At 69.0% G+C, this 14563-nt stretch carries 12 protein-coding genes and 1 pseudogene; 7 read left to right on the top strand and 6 right to left on the bottom strand.

Annotated features, from left to right (window positions below):
* Positions 1–213 precede the first annotated feature (213 nt).
* The 3 genes and pseudogenes from ACIRL2_RS50035 to ACIRL2_RS50025 all read left to right on the top strand — a co-directional run.
* Positions 214–627 (top strand): annotated as a pseudogene (locus ACIRL2_RS50035) (helix-turn-helix domain-containing protein); the annotation flags it as partial.
* Between the two features lie 365 nt (positions 628–992).
* Entirely contained in the window at positions 993–1358 is a 366-nt protein-coding gene (locus tag ACIRL2_RS50030; RefSeq protein WP_402242227.1) for a hypothetical protein, read from the top strand.
* Positions 1359–1824: 466 nt separating this feature from the next.
* A complete protein-coding gene (locus ACIRL2_RS50025) occupies positions 1825–2340 on the top strand; it encodes a DinB family protein (protein WP_395874409.1) in 516 nt (171 codons plus the stop codon).
* 555 nt (positions 2341–2895) lie between these two features.
* Here ACIRL2_RS50025 and ACIRL2_RS50020 read toward each other — a convergent pair.
* Positions 2896–3243, bottom strand: coding sequence for a hypothetical protein (locus ACIRL2_RS50020; protein ID WP_402242224.1), 348 nt, complete (start codon positions 3241–3243; stop codon positions 2896–2898).
* Between the two features lie 490 nt (positions 3244–3733).
* Positions 3734–6601 (bottom strand): transcriptional regulator, encoded by a 2868-nt coding sequence (locus tag ACIRL2_RS50015; protein WP_402242221.1) that lies wholly within the window; start codon positions 6599–6601, stop codon positions 3734–3736.
* 183 nt (positions 6602–6784) lie between these two features.
* Between ACIRL2_RS50015 and ACIRL2_RS50010 the strand changes: the two genes are divergently transcribed.
* Positions 6785–6952 carry a hypothetical protein gene (locus tag ACIRL2_RS50010; RefSeq protein ID WP_395874415.1) on the top strand — a complete coding sequence of 56 codons (168 nt, stop codon included), beginning with the start codon at positions 6785–6787 and terminating at the stop codon, positions 6950–6952.
* Positions 6953–7922: 970 nt separating this feature from the next.
* Here the strand turns inward: ACIRL2_RS50010 and ACIRL2_RS50005 are convergent.
* Together ACIRL2_RS50005 and ACIRL2_RS50000 are read right to left on the bottom strand one after the other, a co-directional pair.
* Positions 7923–8357, bottom strand: coding sequence for a hypothetical protein (locus ACIRL2_RS50005; RefSeq protein ID WP_402242218.1), 435 nt, complete (start codon positions 8355–8357; stop codon positions 7923–7925).
* 4 nt (positions 8358–8361) lie between these two features.
* Entirely contained in the window at positions 8362–9357 is a 996-nt protein-coding gene (locus tag ACIRL2_RS50000) for a protein kinase (protein WP_402242217.1), read from the bottom strand.
* Positions 9358–10093: 736 nt separating this feature from the next.
* Here ACIRL2_RS50000 and ACIRL2_RS49995 point away from each other — a divergent pair.
* Positions 10094–10756, top strand: a complete 663-nt coding sequence (locus ACIRL2_RS49995) for a hypothetical protein (protein ID WP_402242214.1) — start codon at positions 10094–10096, stop codon at positions 10754–10756.
* 787 nt (positions 10757–11543) lie between these two features.
* On the top strand, positions 11544–12659 hold the full coding sequence (locus ACIRL2_RS49990) for a DUF1963 domain-containing protein (protein WP_395874423.1): 1116 nt from the start codon (positions 11544–11546) through the stop codon (positions 12657–12659).
* A 487-nt stretch (positions 12660–13146) separates the two neighbouring features.
* Here the strand turns inward: ACIRL2_RS49990 and ACIRL2_RS49985 are convergent, their stop codons facing one another.
* On the bottom strand, positions 13147–13311 hold the full coding sequence (locus tag ACIRL2_RS49985; protein ID WP_395874425.1) for a hypothetical protein: 165 nt from the start codon (positions 13309–13311) through the stop codon (positions 13147–13149).
* Positions 13312–13317: 6 nt separating this feature from the next.
* Positions 13318–13926: a hypothetical protein gene (locus tag ACIRL2_RS49980; RefSeq protein ID WP_395874427.1), complete on the bottom strand. Its 609-nt coding sequence runs from the start codon at positions 13924–13926 to the stop codon at positions 13318–13320.
* A 281-nt stretch (positions 13927–14207) separates the two neighbouring features.
* Between ACIRL2_RS49980 and ACIRL2_RS49975 the strand changes: the two genes are divergently transcribed.
* Positions 14208–14477 carry a hypothetical protein gene (locus tag ACIRL2_RS49975; RefSeq protein WP_395874429.1) on the top strand — a complete coding sequence of 90 codons (270 nt, stop codon included), beginning with the start codon at positions 14208–14210 and terminating at the stop codon, positions 14475–14477.
* Positions 14478–14563 lie beyond the last annotated feature (86 nt).

Raw genomic sequence — 14563 nt, 5'->3', positions numbered from 1 at the left:
CTCAACTCCCTCGCCGACTACCTCACCAAAGTCGGAACCACCGGCCAGAAAACAGAGCAGAACTAACCCTCAGGATTTCTGGCGCATCACACTAGTGCGTTGACCACGAACGTTCGCCGGGTTTGGTGACACGCTGGTCGGCAGTCGCGGCGGTGGGCCTGCCGGCCTCGCTCTGTGACGGCATGGTGGTCGGTGTCGAGGATGAGGTCACAGATGGCAGAGCCGGTCAGAGCACGGCGGTTGACCGATGAAGAGGGGCAGAAACTGCAGCGGATCGTCCGGAGAGGCCGTCACGAGTCGGTGCGGGTGCGTCGGGCGTTGATCGTCATGGCGTCGGCGTCGGGGACACCGGTGCCGGCGATCGCGCGGCTGGTCGCCGCGCACGAGGACACCGTCCGGGACGTGATCCACGCGTTCAACGAGAAGGGCCTGGCCGCGCTGGACCCTCGGTGGGCGGGAGGCCGTCCCCGCCTGATCAGTGATGACGAACGCGAGTTCGTCATCGCGACGGCCACCACCCGCCCGGTCGCCCTGGGGCGCCCGTTCACGCACTGGAGCCTGCGCAAGCTCGTCGACCACCCGACCCGCAACCCGGTCCGGCGGGTGAGGATCGGCCGGGAACGGTGCTGGGTCATCGGCGCGAACGACTCGTCCTGGGTGCTGACCAGGTACATCAGGATCGCGGCCTGTGCGCCGCTGATCGCGCGGGCCGCGAGGTCCTGCGCGAGGACCTGGGCGAGAAAATGGTTGCTCACCAAGGAGTAACCGGTGTCGCCCTGCATGTCGTGCGGGGCGCGGAAATGCAGGTCCACCGACACACCGGCCAGCGCCGGTGGGTCACGATCGGTGCCGGATATACCGGCTGGAACCGTCGGCATCTCGGCGTTCGTCCGTCTGAGATGGATGCTCGCGCCGACACCCGATCCTCGCCGAGGGCCGGGAGGCGTAGAGGTTCCGTGACCCGGTCCGTGTACCAACCGGAGGGGCAGTACATGATCCAGATCAACATCAAGTCCTGGCAGCAGGCCAAGGCGAACGACGGGCTCGACCGTAAGCACACTGGATGGGTCGAGGGGATGACGCCGGAGGAGGTCTACGAGGCTGCCCGCGGTTGTTGGCCCCTCGGCGAGCAGGCCGACCGCGAGAAGTTCGCCGTCGTCGTCCACAAGGGCGTCGTGCGCTGCGTTATCGAGATCGACCGCATCGACACCACCTCGGAGGACGGGCGGCGCGCGATCGTCGGCCGTCCGGTTAAGGCGGGCCACCCGTTCCACGACCGCTGGTACGCCATGTCCGCGCCCAGCGACCGCGGTGGCGGCTCCATCACCTACATCGACGACACCGCCAAGCCCGTGTAGGGAATTCGGGTCGGACAAGACCCGGACATCCGAGGCGGTGCGGTGACAAGGGTGCCTTGCCACCGCACCGCCTCCACCGCCTTCGCCCTCCTACGAAACCTTGGTGATCGCTCCGGAGACGAACCACTGCACGAGGGTGGCGGCCGGTGTTTAACATGACCATGGCGTTGAGGACCAGGCCGAGCGCGCCGAGTTGGTCTCATCCGAACTAGCCGAGCACAACAAAGAGTTGCCGATTCCTCGGGATCCGTAACGGAACGCGACTATAGGAAAGTTGGGCTCCGCAGCTCGTCGGGCGTGTCGCGGAAGCCCCTTGTGGTGCTGCTGGGCGATGTCGCTGGGTGGCCGCCTTGAAGTGCGAAGACGATGGCGCGCCCCGCGGCATCATTCGAAGATCACCAGTAAATCGCGGACGAGCCCGTCACCCAGGTGCCCCCTCCCGACCGCCCTGGTAGCGTGCGCCGCCATGTCATCGGAACTGAAACGCCCCCCGCTCCAAGCCGACGAACGCACCGCGCTCGTCGGCTGGCTGGACCTGCAGCGGCAGATCCTGCGCTGGAAATGCGAAGGGCTGAGCGACGAGGACGCGCGCCGCCCGGTCATCCCGACCTCACCGGACATGACGATGGCCGGTCTCATCTCCCACATGCGCTGGACCGAGCACATATGGCTGGAAGTGCTGTTCCTCGGCGGTGACAAGAAGCAGAACCCCGCATTCGACGAGTCAAGCAAGAACGCCGACTGGCACACCGACGGTCGCCCCCTCGCAGAGCTCCTCGCGGAGTACGAGGCCCAGTGCACCCGCAGCAACGAGATCGTTGCCGCAGCCGACCTGGACGACGCCGGCCGCCACCCCGACTTCCGCGACGGCAGCGCCAACCTCCGCTGGATACTGATTCACCTCGTCGAGGAGACGGGGCGACACGCAGGGCACGCGGACATCGTCCGGGAGCTACTCGACGGCACGAAGGGCTACTACTAGCGCAGCTCCGCGAAGCGGGGCTTCCCTCAGGAGCCAGGCCAAGACGCCGCACGACCCATCCGGGAGAGCCGTTACTGGTGATCTTCGCATGATGCCGCGCGCGGCGAACCCTCGTCTTCGCAGTTCGAGACTTCGACCAGCGACATCATGCATCAAACCTCAGTAGTCGCTGGCCGGGTCTGAGGTGAGACGGCCTGCGCTGGTTCGGAAGTCGGGCATCCCGAGGTGCACGGTGGTGTGCCGGGCGGACACGTCGCGCTCGCGGTGAGCTTTTGCTCGGCGGAGGCGAGGCACCGGCCGTGACCCACCCCGGATACGACCTCCTGACCGAATCGTGAGTGGCAAAGATGCTGCGAAGACTCGCTTTCCGCGTGGTCGAACGACCCTCGGGAGATACGCCACCGATCGGTAGCCGACGCTGGACCAACGTCCGTAGGTGCGGTCGACGTTTAGCAATAGCAGCAAGGGGCCTGTCGGATGACCGGGCAAGAACCCCTGGTCAGAGCACCTCGGGTAATGCCTTGGCGCTAACACGGGAAGGCGGCGAAGCAGGGCCTACTTCCTGAAAGCGGCCGGGAGATCGTAGCGGGGAACCAGGTACCCGCCGAGCTCGTCGTCGTGACCGACAGCGCCGACGGCCACCAAACGCCGCGCAACGCCGAGGACCTGGTCGACATCGGCGGGCACGGTGTCCTCGCCGGGCAGCGACATGGACTGTTGATCCAGGCACATCAACACGACGGCGGCCATCGTGCGTTCACCGCGAACCGGGATCAGCCCGTGCCCCAGGGCCCACAGCGACTTGGCGACGTCGACCTCCATCGGCGCACCGTCGAAGTCGAACCGGCAGGTCGCGGGAAACACCCGGCCGCCAATCACCTCGAGGCGTTCCCGAATCACCACCCCCCGCGGAAACGAGGGCGCTTCTGCCCCCGACCGTGCCGCAGGAACGCCACTCGCCCGAACCCGACCCTTGCGACCCATGTTCCGACCTTCCTCATCGGTCTCCCGGTCCTGCCGACTGCCCCGGTGGAGTTCGACTCCGAGCCCGCCCCCGCCATCTCCGGTCCGCTGCTCGACGCGACGCGGACCGGGTCCTGCATTCGCCGTGGAAGCCCGGGGACTTCGAGCGTATCGGCGTTCGCGAGCAGCAAGCGGGGACTTCGGACGATGGCCTCACTGTCATCGCGCGCCGACGCCACGTGTGGGGACCTTGCCGTGGATGCAAGGCTTGTGCTCCGGGTGCAAGGCAGATACGTGGTCGGCGACTATGGCCATGCAGGCGTGAGCATCCGGACGACGATCGGGCCGTGGACGCCGGCACACCGAGCCCCAACTCCGAGCCGACGAGGCCCCGGCGGCCCACGACCCAAGCAGCACCGAAATCGGCTTCTCACTCGCCGAGACCATGACGCATCAGGTCTGTCAGCGGACCACCGGCCGCTCCTTCGCGCAGTTCGACGACTCTCCGCAGGGCGTGGTGGTTTCCGGCATCGGCGGCGGCGCGGGCGAGTCTTTCGGAAGCCGCATGGTCCCCCGCGGCTTCGCGCAGCATGGCCAACTGCTCCAGTGCGTGGGTCGCGCCGGCGCATGCCGCAGCGTAGGCCAGCCGTTCGGCACCTGCACGGTCCCCCAACTCGTCACGCATCTTCGCCAGTTGCCCCAACACATCGGCGTCGCCGGCCTCGGCAGCGGCGTAGGCCAGCCGTTCGGCACCCGCATGGTCTCCCGCGCTGTGCCGCGCCCTGGTCAGCCACACCAGGGCGAGGAAGGTCCCGGCGTCGGCGGCGGCGTAGGCCAGCCGTTCGGCACCAGCCGGGTCGCCCGCACGTTCGCGCAGTTTGGTCAATTCGCACAGCGCGTCGCCGTTACCGAGGGCGGCGGCCGCGTGCAGCAGCCGCTCGGCGCCGGAGCGATCGCCGGCACGCCGGCGCAAGTCCACCAACTCTGGGATCGCCCGGGCGCGCGCCAGTTCGTCGGCGGCGTGGGCAAGTCGCTCGGCGCCGACATGATCACCTGCTTGTTCGCGCAGCAAGGCCAGGTCCTTGAGCGCGCGGCGGTTGCCGGCGGCAGCCGCGGCGTGGACGAGTCGCTCGGCGTCGGTGTGCTCACCTGCCTGTTCGCGCAGGAGTGCCAATCGCCATAGCGCTTCGGGGTGACCTGCGGCGGCAGCCGTTTGCAGAAATCGTTGGGCGTCCTCGTGCTTTCCACTGTTCTCGCGGTGGCTGCCCAGCCACGTCAGGACTGCGGGATAGCCGGTTTCGGCAGCGGCTTGGGCGACGCGTTCGGCGTCCGCGTGGCCGCCCGCGTCCTCGTATGCCTGGGCTGCGACCAGCAGCAGGTATGGGTGTCCTGCTGCGGCGGCGGTCAGGGCGAGCCGTTCGGCGCCCGCAAGATCACCCGCCGGCCTCATACGCCGGTCGATCAGCCAGTGCGCGGCCTGCGGGTTGCCAGCGTTGAAGGCGGCGCGCATCAGGCGTTCGGCCTCCTCATGGTCGCCCGCCGAATCGCATCTCTCGATCATCTCGCCCAGCGCGTCGGGGTGGCCGGCCTCGGCGGCGGCGCGTATCAGTCGTCCGGCTTCCGCGTGGTCGCCCGCCTCCTCGCGCAGCGTGGCCAGTCGGGCCAACGCGTGAGAATTTCCCTCGGCAACCGTGTGGAGCAGGCGCTCGGCCCCTGCACGATCCCCCGCCTTCTCGTGCAGGATGGCCAGTTGATCCAGTGCCACGGCGTCGCCCGTGTCGGATACCACCGCGCCCAGCAACGCTTTCGCGTGGTCCAGACGCATTCGGGCCCGCGCCGCGTCCGCGAGCCGGTGCCGGTCCATGGGACCGTGTGCGTGCTCGAGCGCGGCCTCCCAGAACGCCGAGGAGGGACACAGTGCGCCGCGGGTGCGGCGGCCGTGTTGTTCCAGGACGTCCGCCAGGCGATAGACCGGAGCGCGGTCGACACGTTCGCGATGGATGGGGCGCATTCGGGTCAGGGGCGCGACGGCGGCGCCCGGGCAGCGGGCCGTGGCGGCGGCCATGGCGTTCTCGAACCATCCCGCCACGGCGTGCTCGTTCCACTCGTCGTCGGTGAGGTAGTCCTCCGCCGCCGCCTCCAGAAAACTCCAAGGCACGCTGGGGCCGTGGCCCAGGCGCCGCGCGTCCATCGCGGCCTCGATCACCACCCGCAGCGGCGCGGAGGCATTGCGGAAGCGGGCCAACAGGGCCGGAGCACCCGCCAGATACTGGGCGACCGCCCCGTCACGGCCCTCGGCCATGGCCTTGGCCAGGCGCGGGTCCGCGGTGGCGGCCACGCGCAACGCCTCCAGATCGACCCCGGCGAACGCGGCCGGCACGCTTACGTCGGAGCCCATCAACAACGCCCGTGCCTGGGCATGTTCGTCACCGGGCCCGGTCAACGCGGTCCAGTACTCCGGCCACAGCGTCGCCAGCACCAATACCGGGCCCCGTGCGGGATCCCGCAGCAATTCGCGCAGACCGGCCGCGACCTCTTCTCCGGTGTCGTCGGCGGTCAGCAGGTAGAACTGGGCCTCGTTCAGCCACACCACCGTGCGCGGACCCACCCGCGGCAAATCCGCCAGGGCGGCGTCAGGGCGGCCGGGGTCGATCGGATGCCACAACCGCCAATCCGCGGGCAGTCGCCGGATCGCCTCCCAGCAGGCCCGAGTCTTGCCCGTGGAGGACGCCGCCACCAACGACACCAGCGAGCCCGAACCCCCCACCGCTCGCGCTACCGCCATCCGCAACCGCTCGTCGTGGGCCCGCGACACATACACCGGCAACTCCGGCAAGTCCTCGCGGGCGTGTTCGGGCGCCGCGATCGCCCGGTGGACCTCCAACGCGTACGGATCCGTGAACCCGCCGATCGGACGCCCCGCACACCCCTCCTCGTCGCGGTCCCCGACCGGGCCGGGGTCGGCGTGGCCACGGCGGGGACGACCACGCGGGCGGCGTTCGCGCACCGCCTCCAACCGCCGCTCCTCCCACACCCGGGCGGACAACGAACGGCGAACGGGACCGCGTTCGGTCGCCAGACGCTCCAGCAACTCCACCACGCACCGCAATCTGTGCGGATCGGAGGGGACCGAGACACCCGAGAACCAGCCGCTCAACGACGACGGACTCAACTCCACCGCCGGCCGCTGGGCCGCGCCATGACGGACGAGTCGGTCGTAGCCGGGCGAGCCCGCCTGCTCATACAACTCCCGCAACCGCAGCGCGAACCGCTCGCCCGCGCCGCCCTCGCCGCCCATCCACGCCCCCCCGGTTCGACCCACTTCGGATCGAATCGATTCCGAAATCCCCGCACCGACGGGGCCACCAGCGTAGACACCCGGACGACCCAGGGGAGTGGTCGCCGAAGAAATCCCGAACGGGCTTCGTGAAGGTCGACACCACCCCGCGCCGCAAGGGGTGCGACGACTCGGGAGACGACCATGGACGACACCACACCCACCCCCGCGCCCGCCGCCCGACGAGCCCGCTTTCGGACGCGGATGGTCCGCGCAAGCCGGTCCCTCGCGGCGAACGCCGCGCGCGGTGCCGCGACCGGAGCCGGCACTGCCGTCGGGGGCTGGATCACCTGGTGGCTGATCAACCGCTGACGGGACCGGGAACAGAGATTCGAACGACGCACTCGGTTGTGATTCCTCGCACGGGGGCGGGAACGACCGGCCCCGGCACGAGCGCGCAAACGCAATGGTGTCGGCGTACACGGCTACATGCTCAGGCCGGTACAAACCGATGTGCTCACGACGGATCGTGGTTCCGATCCTTCCCGCTCGTGAGGTCGAGTGCTCCGTCGCGCAGGAGGAATTGGCGGGCCGCTTTGTCGTCGACTGTGACGAGGGGCCGGCTTGTGCCCTGGAACGCCTCGGTCTGCAACCAAAAGCGGGCGGGGGCGGTGCCCCGGACGGCGCGTAGACACCACAGGCTGTCTGCGGCGCTTTCGGGGCGGGGCGGCACGGCCAGGCCTACCGATAAGTCGGGGCCAGTGCCTTCGCCCCGCCTGCTTCCGGAAGTGGTGGGGCGGAGACGGGTGTAAGGGGCAGCCGGTGGCGACGCGCAACAGCTCGGCCAGGGTGGTGCGTTCGCGGTCGGTCCAGCCGGTGCCGACGGCTCCCGCGTAACGCCTCCGTCGGGGCCGGGTCGGCCCATCGGCAGTGACCCTGGCAGGCGGGAAAGGCGGCCCCCGACCGCGACCGCATGCCCGGCTCGTGCCGCGCCCCTGAACGGTCTCCCGAATACCGACGGTTGGGCGGCCTGCCCCGGGCGGCCGGGAAGGGGCTGGGCAATGGAACCTTCGACAACTTGGGGCGCGGACGGATATTGCTCGCCGGAGGCAAGCAAGTTGCCCTCCGGGGGCAAGTCCGGATGCGATGTGTCGACCCAGGGGTGACACATCGGGCGGTGAAGCCGGAGTGGTGTGGAGGTCACGATGGGTTCTCGGCCGTGGTGCAAGACGTCTTCGGCCGTAGCCTCTCACCATGCAGTCCACTCGATGATCCACGACGGCACCGCACCTGCCGACTCGGGCGTCGCGCGGACCGGGTGTGCCGCTGGCTCCTGCGGGATTCATCTGGCCCGTATGCGGCTCCTTTTGCGGCGGGCCGCTGCAGTTCTTCGCCCATCTCCCGTCGAGTACGGCGTTCGCGTCGCCGGGTCGGTGGTGGCCACCACCAGTCGGGTCGTGCCGTCCGGGCCCCACCACCCGAGTGTCGCGTAGGCGGCCCACCAGGTCTCGGTGTGTCTGTCGCGGAAGGTGCGGATCACCGCGCGCCAGTCGCCGGGATTCCGCGATCCGCTCCAGGTCGGGACGCGGGCGGCGTCGACGGGGGTGTGGGCCTGGTCGGGGCGTGCCCAGGTCCCGTGCCGCGGCCTCAACGCCATCACGAACGGCAGTCCGGCGTCGGCGAGTTCACACCGGAAGCCGTCCTGGTCGCCGTACGCGCTGCCGGCTGCGACGGCGCGGAACGCGAACCCCGCATCGTGGGCGGCGGCGGGGCGCACCGCGTCACAGTGTCCGACCGCCGCCCGGCTCGTTCGGCCGGATGCTGTTGCCTCCGGAACGCCGGGCTCCGCCGACCCGGGAGTATCCGTTCACGGGGGTTGGTGCGGCGTCCGGGCCGTGATGCCCCATGCCGCGCGACCGGTCCACTTTGGCGCCGGCCGGTCCGGCCTCCTTCCCGAGTGCGGGAAGAACCCGGCGGGCCGGCAACGCTCCTCGCGCCGCACGTTCGGCGCAGCGCGCGACGGCAGCGATCTCCCCGAGGCGGGCGTGGGCCTCGTGCGCAGTCAGATGCTTTCGGTGGTCCCCGTGTGCCAGATCGCCGATGAGACCAGCCAATTCGGAGCCGGCTCCGGCGTCCAGCGCAAGCCTGCGGTAGGCACCCGGAACAGCCAGCTCGTGCACCCGTTCTTCCGCAGTGATGGGGCCGCACAACATTTCGGCGAGCGCATCGCCCAGACCCCCGACGTCGTATGCCACCCCGTGGGCGCGCCGACGCGGGGAAAGGTCGGGGTCGACCGCGGTTGCCTGTCCGAAGTCCATGATCCTGAGGACGCCGTCCTCGCCGAGGAGCATGTTTCCGCCGTGCAAGTCGTTGTGGTGGATGCCCGCGTCGTGGATCTTCGCCAGACCCGCGGCGGCCTGTTTGCCCAGCTCCGTGACTTCCCTGGGGGTGAACCTACGGCCTTCTGCGACAAGTTCGCGCAGGTGGCGGCCTGTGATCAGCTCGGTGACGGCGAACGGCAGACGGGGGCCCAGCGCTGCGTAGTAGCCCAGCGTACGGACCACGTGGGGGGACGGCTGCACGCGCTTTCCCAGCCTGACTTCGTGCATGAGGTCGCGGTGGACGTCGACGCCGTGGAGGTCGAACAGCGTCTTGAGCGCCACGCGGGTCCCGCTCCGCCGGTGGACGGCAGCGTAGACGACCCCCTGGTGGCCTTCCCCGATCGGGTCCGGCGAGAGGAGTTCGAGGCCGTCGGGCAGGAAGCTTGCTTCGGTCACGGGGTGCGGTCACCCCCCTCGGCGCTTGAGGCGACGCCGAAGCCGACCCGGCGCCATTGACCGCCGATGCTGAATCTGCCTCGAAGCACGACTCGTACGGCACCGACCGCCCGCTCTGGTCCCGGTGCCGGGGGGCAGTGCCCGGGTGTGCGCGGCGTGTCGGCGGCCTCGGCGTACCAGGCCGATGATCCGTGGCGCGCCGTTGTCGCCGAGAACGATGTTGCCCGGTTGGAGGTCTCCGTGGGCCACCCCGGCGGCGTGTATGGCCCAGGGCCTCGGCCGATGGCCTGCCCACCTCGACGGCCTCGGACGACCCGAACCTGCGTCCGGGTACGGGATGTCGCCGAGGCTCGATCCCTCGACGAGTTCGGTGGGGACGCACGCTGGTCCGGGGCCGTCCGGGCCGAGGTCGTGGGCGACGGTGCCGACCACATACGCGAGTCCACCAGACCCCCGAGTGTGACGTCTTTGGCGAGAGCCCGGGTGCTGCGGCCGGAAGGTGGCGCGCGATGGCTTTTGCCGACTCCCCCGGCACAGCGGTCCACGCAACCCCTCGTCGGCTACATGCGAATCGACGCAACGCTAGCACCTGGTCCCGATGCCCCGGCGCATCTGCGTGATCATGCCTGGCAGATGCGGGATCGGGACAGCGGGTTGTCCAACCTGTGCGGTGGTGTGGAGGTCACGATGGGTTCTCGGCCGTGGTGCAAGACGTTTTCGGCCGTAGCCTCTCACCATGCAGTCCACTCTGATGATCTACGACGGCACCGTACCGGCCGATTCCGGCGTCCTGCGGACCGGGGGAGTGCCGCTGGCTCCTGCGGGATTCAGCTGGCCCATATGCGGGTCCTTTTGCGGCGGGCCGCTGCAGTTCTTCGCCCATCTTCCCGTCGAGTACGGCGTTCTGTCGGTGTTCGTGTGCCAGAACGATCCCGGCGCGTGCGAGTTCTGGGACGCGACGTCCGGCGGGAACCGGGTCCATCTGTTCCCCCGGGAGGAACTGCGGCCGGTCGAGGTGCCCGCGACGGGCGTCACGCTGCTGCCCGCCGCCTCGGCCATCCGCACCCACGTCGTGACGCTCGACCCCGCGGAGGACGGCGATGACGGCGATGACGACGAAGTCGCGCCCGACGCGTACGACCTCGCCCGCTCGGGGTGGAAACGGGCGCCCGAAGAACGATTCGGGAGGCAACGCGAAGTGCTCGGGTCACTCGGAGGCAGCCCCTCCTACCTCGAGGACGACCGACTGCCCACATGCCCCTCCTGCACCGGCACGATGGAGTTCGCGGCACACCTGGAGGAGGGAATCTCCGCGCAGGCCGCGATGAACCTCGGCGGCCGGCTGGGCTATGTCTTCGTCTGCTGCGCCTGCCGCGAAGGTGCCTTCCTCACGAACTGAGCGGCACACCCCACGCAGTCGACGCTCCGTCAGCCGCCCACCGGCGGCCGACGGAGGCTTGGCGCCGGTTCCGTTTCGATTGCGGTCGGTTGCCCCTCACTCGGCGGGGTGCTCGACGATGCGGCGGGCGACCTCAGGGGGCTGCGGTCGAACCTCCCGGCGAAGACGGTCGTCTTCACCCTCTCCTTCCAGGATGGTGAAAGACGAGGTCGACTCCCTTGTCATCCACGAGCGGAGTCGAGACGTTCAACTCGCCTTCCGTGGCGAGAATGCACGAAGCCGCTACCGGACTCGGCTGCCTTTCCCATCCGTGCGGATGGCCGGGCTTTCGTCAACGCATTCCTCGTCTGCGGTCACAAGGTGGCTCCACCGAGCGCGCGAAGAGCCGGGTGGCCGCGTGTCGGAGAGCGCGCTTGGACTTATGGCCGTTGCGATCCTCAGATGTCGTTCACTGTGTCGGGATCGCGCCCGATGCAGCCGCGTTGCGTCGCCGCGCGAAGCCCAGGAGCGCGTCTGTCGACGTGAATACCTCGAACCCCAGGCGCTGAAGCGGGCCGAGCGGTCCCGCCAGCGCAGCGAGGAGGAGAGAGCCATGGGGCCGCCTTGGTCGACCTGAAGGCCCTCCGGCCAGTACGCATCGGCGACTGGGCCTGGAGGACCGCATGGTGCCGCCGTCCTGCGTGATGTGATGTCGGCGAACGCAACAGACTGCGCCGGACATGGGGGCACTCGATGCCTGACCACACCTGAGAAGCCTCCTGTCCTCATGGAAGGAAACGAGTTAGCCGTGACACTGGATGATCGGGTACCGGGTCGGAGGGCAACGGACGATGACACGCTCCGGCGTGGCGTCGAGATAATCGGCGGTCCGTTCAAGGGCACGACCGCGACGCTGGACAGCGTCGAGGACGGACACGTCTGGGCGCAGGTGGACCTCTTTGGTCAGTGGACGCGGATGTCGCTGCGTCGTTGTCACGTGGTTCTGCCCCGGGAGTTGCACCGGTTCGGCATGCACACCACCCGGGCGCGGCCGGTCGATCCCGCCGGTCGTCTTCCGGAGTTGCTGCCGATGGCGCGGACGGCGACCCGGCTGCATCCGTGCCCTGGGGTTCCGTCGCCGTCGGACAGTTCGGTGGGTGGACCGTTGTTCTGGCCTGCCGTCGAGCCGTGGCCGACCTGTTCGATACCCCATCACGGCCGGGTCGACGTCGTGAGTGAGCCCCGAGGGCCAGTGCCGCTGGTACCGATCGTCCAGTTGTACGCGCGGGACGTGTCGGAGTTGCCGTACCCGCCCGGGACGGATCTGCTGCAGGTTCTCTGGTGTCCGTTCGATCACCCGGATGAGGATGGGGGCTGCTGGCCGCGGCCGGTGCTGTATTGGCGGAACGAGGCCCGCGTCGGTGCCCGGCCGGTCGCCGGTACGCCGGAGCCGTACGAGGACGTTCCGTTCGGGACGGTGCCGCGGCCGTGTCTCATCGATCCGGAGCGGGTCGTCGAGTACCCGAGCCCCGACGAACCGGAGTACCCGTTCGAGCGTCACAGCCGGATGGAGGCTGCCGAGGCAGCGACCGGTTGGTCGTACTCCCGCCATCTGTCCGTGGCACCGGGGGTCAAGGTCGGTGGTTGGCCGGGTTGGGCCCAGCCGCCACTGTGGCCGGAGTGCGCCTGCGGTCGTCGGATGGAGCATCTGCTCACGGTCTCCAGCCGGGAGTACGACGTGGAAAGCGGCAAGCGCTGGGCACCGATCGAGCATGTCGGCGTCGACATCGATCCGCGAGTCGACTCGATCGGCGGGGGCTTCAGTCCCACCGATCTCTGCATCGGCGACATGGGTGGAATGTATCTTTTCGTCTGTTCGAGTTGTCCGAGCATGCCTTGGGCGTACCGCTTCGACTGCTCCTGAACGACACCATCGCCCGAGAATCCTCGGCAAAAATCCCGCTTGCGGTCCTGAACCGAAACCACCGTTCAAGAACCCGCCTCCCACCTGACGCGCCCGCGCCCGGACCCTCGTCGCCCACCGCGTCGCCGCGGCCGGCTGGCCCGTCAGCCACCGCCCACCGACGACGGCCTCACCCTGGGCATCGCCGGCCCCGACGCCGACACCCGCATCAAAGCCCTGCACAAGGAACTCAAGCGCATCCGAGGAGACGCTGCAGAAAATCTTCGACCAGTACCCCAACGGCATCGACCGATCAGGACCAAATCGGTAGCCGGCGCCATGGCTTGGCACGTCCCCCACGATGCGACGTGCCGAGCCCTACGTTTCCCCTTCTTCCGGAGGTAGGTGCTTCCGCCTCCGGGTTCTGACCTCTTCTTCCGGAGGTAGGTGCTTCCGCCTCCGGGTTCTGACCTCGGATAGGACCGGGATATCCGAGGCCAGCGGCGAGCTACGGAAGTCGGGTGAACGCTCCGGAGACGAACCACTGCACGAGGATGGCGGCCGCGTGGACGGCGGCGCGGGCCTCTTCGAGGGTTTCCGGGCGGGTGGGGGTCTGCTTGCCGTGGCGAGAGGTCTGGCCGTCCCACAGCAGCTGCATCATTGCCTGCGGCACGGCCATCTAATCCGGCCCGACTGCAACGGTGAACTCGAACTTGTGCGGTACACCCTTGAGTTCGCCGAGCATGGTGCCGAGGGTGGCCGTGGCGTGGTTGGTCTGCACGATGGCGTGGCCGGCAGCCTCGATCGCCTTGATGGACTCACTGAAGGCGCGCACCGGATCGGGGTGCATCCCATAGGCAGCGGCCCAGGCCGTCGCCAAGTGGTCGCCCGCGGACCCGGAAGTCGTCGAAGCGGTCGCGTCGGCGATCGTGGCCAGGACGGCCTCGCGGGCGGTGGGGTCGGTGCGCTCCTCCAGCCCGCAGTTGTCGTCCTTGATGCGGTAGGCGGAGCCGCAGTCGTCCAGCAGGCTGCGCAGTTGCGCCAGTGGGCCTTGCGGATGATCGTCGGTGGGGATGGTGAATCCCCTCGCCAGGACGCCGTGGGCATTCCGGTTGTCCCGGATCCGATCGGCGATCCACGCGCCCTGCACGCCGAAGGTGAGGGACGCGTCCACCGCATACAGCAGGCCGAAGTCCGTCTGGCCGCCCAGCAGAACCTTGGCCACCTCGCGGTGCCCCACCGACATACGCAGGCGTTGGCACACGCGCTGCGCTATCGGCTCGGGCACGAACCGGACGAGCCAGCGTTGCAGGGGACCGAGCAGGTGCTCCGGGACCCCGGGTACAGCGCGTCCTCCGCCTGGGCGTGTCCCAGCCGGACGGACAGCGGCTGCCAACGATGTTGGGCGTGGTCATGCATGCGCACGCTACCCGCAGTACGTCTTGCGGTCCGCGCGTTTTCCCCGCTTCGATCGCGCGCGGACCACGTATCCATCCCGTCGCACCGCCCGGTGCGAACTTGAGTAGACGTACTCATGTGCGGACGCATTCGGCACGGCAGGTTGAACGCATGACAGATCATAGGTGGGCGTATTCGCGGCGCGCCCGAATAGGGCGCGAGTGGTACCTGGTTCCCGCCCTCCTGATGGTCGCGGCCTTCATGTCGTGGCTGGTGGGATTCATGCGCCATGTCGACTCGGAATTCGCCGGGGACCAGTTGAGACCGCAGCCGCACTTCGCACTGGACGGCGGCGACCTCGGTGTGATCGGCCTCGTCTTCATGGCGACCGCAGTCGTACTGAGCGCAGGCATCGCCTTCATGCGGAGGGACACCGACTGACTGACGACACGCGCCGACAACCGTCGGGCTTCCTCATCCTGATCTCACATCTCGCCTCGCAAGGGTTCGCCACCGCATGCCGAGTC

The sequence above is a fragment of the Embleya sp. NPDC127516 genome, from assembly GCF_044765325.1.
Taxonomy (GTDB): Bacteria; Actinomycetota; Actinomycetes; order Streptomycetales; family Streptomycetaceae; genus Embleya.
The sequence above is the reverse complement of the archived record's forward strand: the minus strand, read 5'-3'. Positions and strand labels throughout refer to the sequence as shown.

Coding starts and splice junctions, on each gene's coding strand:
- ACIRL2_RS50030 (WP_402242227.1), top strand. CDS start 993: ATGATCCAGATCAACATCAAGTCCTGGCAGCAGGCCAAGGCGAACGAC.
- ACIRL2_RS50025 (WP_395874409.1), top strand. CDS start 1,825: ATGTCATCGGAACTGAAACGCCCCCCGCTCCAAGCCGACGAACGCACC.
- ACIRL2_RS50015 (WP_402242221.1), bottom strand. CDS start 6,601: ATGGGCGGCGAGGGCGGCGCGGGCGAGCGGTTCGCGCTGCGGTTGCGG.
- ACIRL2_RS50010 (WP_395874415.1), top strand. CDS start 6,785: ATGGACGACACCACACCCACCCCCGCGCCCGCCGCCCGACGAGCCCGC.
- ACIRL2_RS49995 (WP_402242214.1), top strand. CDS start 10,094: ATGCAGTCCACTCTGATGATCTACGACGGCACCGTACCGGCCGATTCC.
- ACIRL2_RS49975 (WP_395874429.1), top strand. CDS start 14,208: ATGACAGATCATAGGTGGGCGTATTCGCGGCGCGCCCGAATAGGGCGC.